The organism is Nocardia sp. NPDC060220, from assembly GCF_042727815.1.
In the GTDB taxonomy this organism is placed as follows: Bacteria; Actinomycetota; Actinomycetes; order Mycobacteriales; family Mycobacteriaceae; genus Nocardia.
Genome location: NZ_JBHWZY010000782.1, coordinates 1 through 3,288, shown reverse-complemented (window position 1 = coordinate 3,288; position 3,288 = coordinate 1). Strand labels below are relative to the sequence as shown.

Annotated in this window: 4 protein-coding genes; 3 read left to right on the top strand and 1 reads right to left on the bottom strand. The window is 69.7% G+C overall.

The genetic code is table 11. The annotated features are described in order from the left end of the window. From ACFWF3_RS29550 to ACFWF3_RS29540, 3 genes are all read left to right on the top strand, one after another. Positions 1–927: glycosyltransferase (locus ACFWF3_RS29550; RefSeq protein WP_379316884.1), on the top strand; the 927-nt coding region annotated here is incomplete at its 5' end. 229 nt (positions 928–1,156) lie between these two features. Further along, positions 1,157–1,348, top strand: a complete 192-nt coding sequence (locus ACFWF3_RS29545; RefSeq protein ID WP_056815597.1) for a DUF3046 domain-containing protein — start codon at positions 1,157–1,159, stop codon at positions 1,346–1,348. A gap of 7 nt (positions 1,349–1,355) precedes the next feature. Continuing rightward, positions 1,356–2,576 (top strand): phosphotransferase, encoded by a 1,221-nt coding sequence (locus ACFWF3_RS29540; RefSeq protein WP_379316882.1) that lies wholly within the window; start codon positions 1,356–1,358, stop codon positions 2,574–2,576. 11 nt (positions 2,577–2,587) lie between these two features. On the opposite strand, the gene ACFWF3_RS29535 is transcribed toward ACFWF3_RS29540, so the two are convergent. Then, a complete protein-coding gene (locus tag ACFWF3_RS29535) occupies positions 2,588–3,103 on the bottom strand; it encodes a CGNR zinc finger domain-containing protein (protein ID WP_379316886.1) in 516 nt (171 codons plus the stop codon). Positions 3,104–3,288 lie beyond the last annotated feature (185 nt).

Sequence of the window (3,288 nt, the reverse complement as noted above, 5' to 3'; positions counted from 1 at the left end):
GCCCACATCGCTACCGAGAACCTGCCCGAACTCAGCGCGATGCTGCCCGACCTGATCGTCTCCGACGTCCTCACCGCGGGCGGCGGGATGGCGGCCGAACGGCTGGGCCTGCCGTGGGTCGAGTTGTCACCGCACCCGCTCTACCTGCCGTCGAAAGCCTTGCCGCCCATCGGTAGTGGCCTGGCGCCGGGGGAGGGTATGCGTGGCCGGATGCGCGACGGTGTCCTGCGCACGATGACCGCGCGCGCGGTCCGCAACGGACATCGTCAGCGTTCGGCGGCCCGCGAAACCATCGGCCTGCCCGCCGAGGACCCCGGTCCCGCCGCGCGCCTGGTCGCCACCCTGCCCGCGCTGGAGATGGACCGCCCGGACTGGCCTGCCGACACCCACGTCGTCGGGCCGCTGCTGTGGGAACCGACCGATGCCGTGCTTGCGCTGCCCCCCGGCGATGCGCCGTTGGTGATGGTGGCGCCGTCGACCGCGCACACCGGCGTCGCCGATATGGCCGATATCGTCCTGTCCGGCCTGGCCGGACTCGGTGTGCGCGCGGCCATCTCGACCCTCGATACGCCGCCCGCCGATCTTCCCGACTGGGCCACCGCCGGCCTGGGCCGCCAGGACGAACTGCTCACGCACGCCGCGGTCGTCGTTGGTGGTGGTGGACACGGCCTGCTCGCCAAATCCCTGTCCGCGGGCGTGCCGGTGGTGACCGTCCCCGGCGGCGGTGACCAGTGGGAACTCGCCAATCGGGCGGTGCGACAGGGTAGTTCGGTGCTCGTGCGACCGCTCACGCCCGAGGCGGTCGGTGCCGCGGTGCGTCAGGTACTCGACGACCCCGCCTATGCCGAAGCGGCTGGGCACGCCGCCGCCGGTCTGGCGGAAGTCGAAGACCCGGTCCAGATCTGTCACGACGCCGCGAAGCGGTAGTTCGACCCCGGTCCGGCCGAGTTCGAGGGCCTGGTCCCGGTCTGTCGCGACGCTGCGAAAGCGGTAGTTCGCCGCCGGATCCCGTCCGTCGTGCGTCTCTGGGCGTTAGCTCAGACGAGTCGGAGAGTGGCCCTGAGCAGGGTGCGCTCGGACGATCCTGGGTGTCGCGACGGGGGTGCGCTGAGCGGGGCCCTGTCGGCTCTGGTCCAGCGCGAGTATCTTGGGCAACGTGCGATTGACCGAATTCCAGGAGCTGATGCACACCGAGTTCGGCGTGGCGCGCGCCGACGCCATGCTGACCGATCACGTGATACCCCAGCTGGGGCACACGGGGGCGGTGGCGATCGACAATGGTGTCGACCCACGCGACGTCTGGCGGGCGCTGTGTGCCGACTTCGACGTACCTCCGAACCGGTGGTGACCAGGAAATGGCCGTGACAGCGCAGAACCCGGACACGCGACCGTATCGGTTCGACGAGCGGCTGCGGATGATCCCGGTCGACGCCGAAACCCTCGCGGCCAGGGTCGCCCTCGCCGACCCGCACGATTTTCCCGGCCTGCGCAGGCTCGGCATCGCGCTGATGCTGCTGGGGCGCTACGACGAGGCCCTCGACCGGCTCGATCAGGCCCTGGAACTGGCCGACACCGAGCGGCGCCGGATCACCGTCTGGATCAACCTGGCCGATGTCTACCGCTATCACGGCGAGCCGGGGCACGCCGAGATCCTCTACCGCCGGGCGCTGCACGCCAGCCGCGCGCTCGACCCCGAGCTCGTCTCCTTCGCCGCCCACCACCTGGGCAAGTCACTGGCCGAACAGCACCGTCCGCTGGAGGCGCGCGAGCTGCTCAACGAGGCCATGCGGCTGCGGGTGGCCGACGGCGATTCCGAACTCATCGAGTCCACCCGCGCGGCCCTCGACCATCTCGACGAGCTGGCCGTGCCGCTGCCGCCGGTGGTCGAGGAGCTCCTCGGGCCGGTGCCGGAGTGGTCCGACGATCACGAGGGCTGTGACGGGAACCTGGTGCGGTCGGGTGAGTACTGGATCAAGCGTGGTCCGCGGGCGGTGGCCGAGCACGCCCGGCTGACGTGGTTGCGCGACAACGGGATCGCGGTGCCGGACGTGGTCGCGTTCGCCGAGGATGTTCTCGTTCTCGCGGATGCCGGTGGATCGCTCGCCGGACAGACCGATCCGGCCGAAGTCGGTGCCCAGATGGGCCGCGCCCTGCGGTCGTTGCACGACCTCCCGGTGCCGAGTTGCCCCTTCGCGGGTGGTCTGGATCTCAGCCTCGCCCGCGCCCACCGCCATGTGGTCGAGGGCTTCGTCGACCCCACGGATTTCGACGACGATCATCGCGACCTCTCGCCTACCGCGATACTCGAGCGCCTGCGGGAGCGGCGCCCGGCCACCGAGGATCTGGTCGTCACGCACGGCGATTTCACGCCGGGCAATGTGCTCGCCGGCGGCTTGCTCATCGATGTCGCGACGCTGGGCACCGGCGACCGCTATCGCGATCTGGCGCTGGCCGAGCGCGACCTGGCCGGGGACTTCGGGGTCGCGGCGGTCACGGCGTTCTACACCGCCTACGGCCTGACCGAACCCGACCGCGTCAAGCTCGACTACTACCGGCTGCTCGACGAACTGTTCTGACGAGGCGCTGCTCAGCTGGTCTTGGCGTAGTGGCGCGCGGCCTTGGTGCGGTTGCCGCAGGTCGCCATCGAATGCCAGCGGCGGGTGCCGTTCTTGGACGTGTCGTAGAAGAACAACACGCAGTCGGGATGCGCGCATTGGCGGATCCGCTGCGGTGCCTGCGCGATCAGGTGCAGCAGATTGTCGGCGGCGAGCCAGCCGGGTAGCCACGCCGGGTCGTCGACCTCGGGGGTGTCCTGTGGCCCCTCGTCGGTGAGCTCGCGCCGGATTCGCCCGTGGTCGAGGACCTTGTTCAGTGCGGTGTGGTCGGCGCGAGTGACGGCGTCGTGCACGGCTGCGCGCGCGGTGTGCAGCGCGGTGAGGGCGTGGTTGTCGGCGGGTACGCGATCGGCGAGCCCGAGGAGCTCCAGCCAGGTGCGCAGCCCGTCGAGATCGGCGAGCAGGTCGCCGGGTTCGGCGCCCGCCCACCGGGTGTTGAGCAGGTCGAGCGCAGGGGGTTCGCCGGTGTGCGGACGGGGATCGCGCATGCCCGAGGTTATCAACACGCCCCTCCTAACTGTCTAAAAGTATTTCAAGGGTTGACGAGGCGGGTGAGCTCATTCTATGTTCTAACTGCTCAACAACCGATAGGCAGTTAATCATTCCGGGAGGAAACCATGACCACCGTCGCCGCACCTGTGCTCACCACCGGTCATATCGGACTCAACGTCGC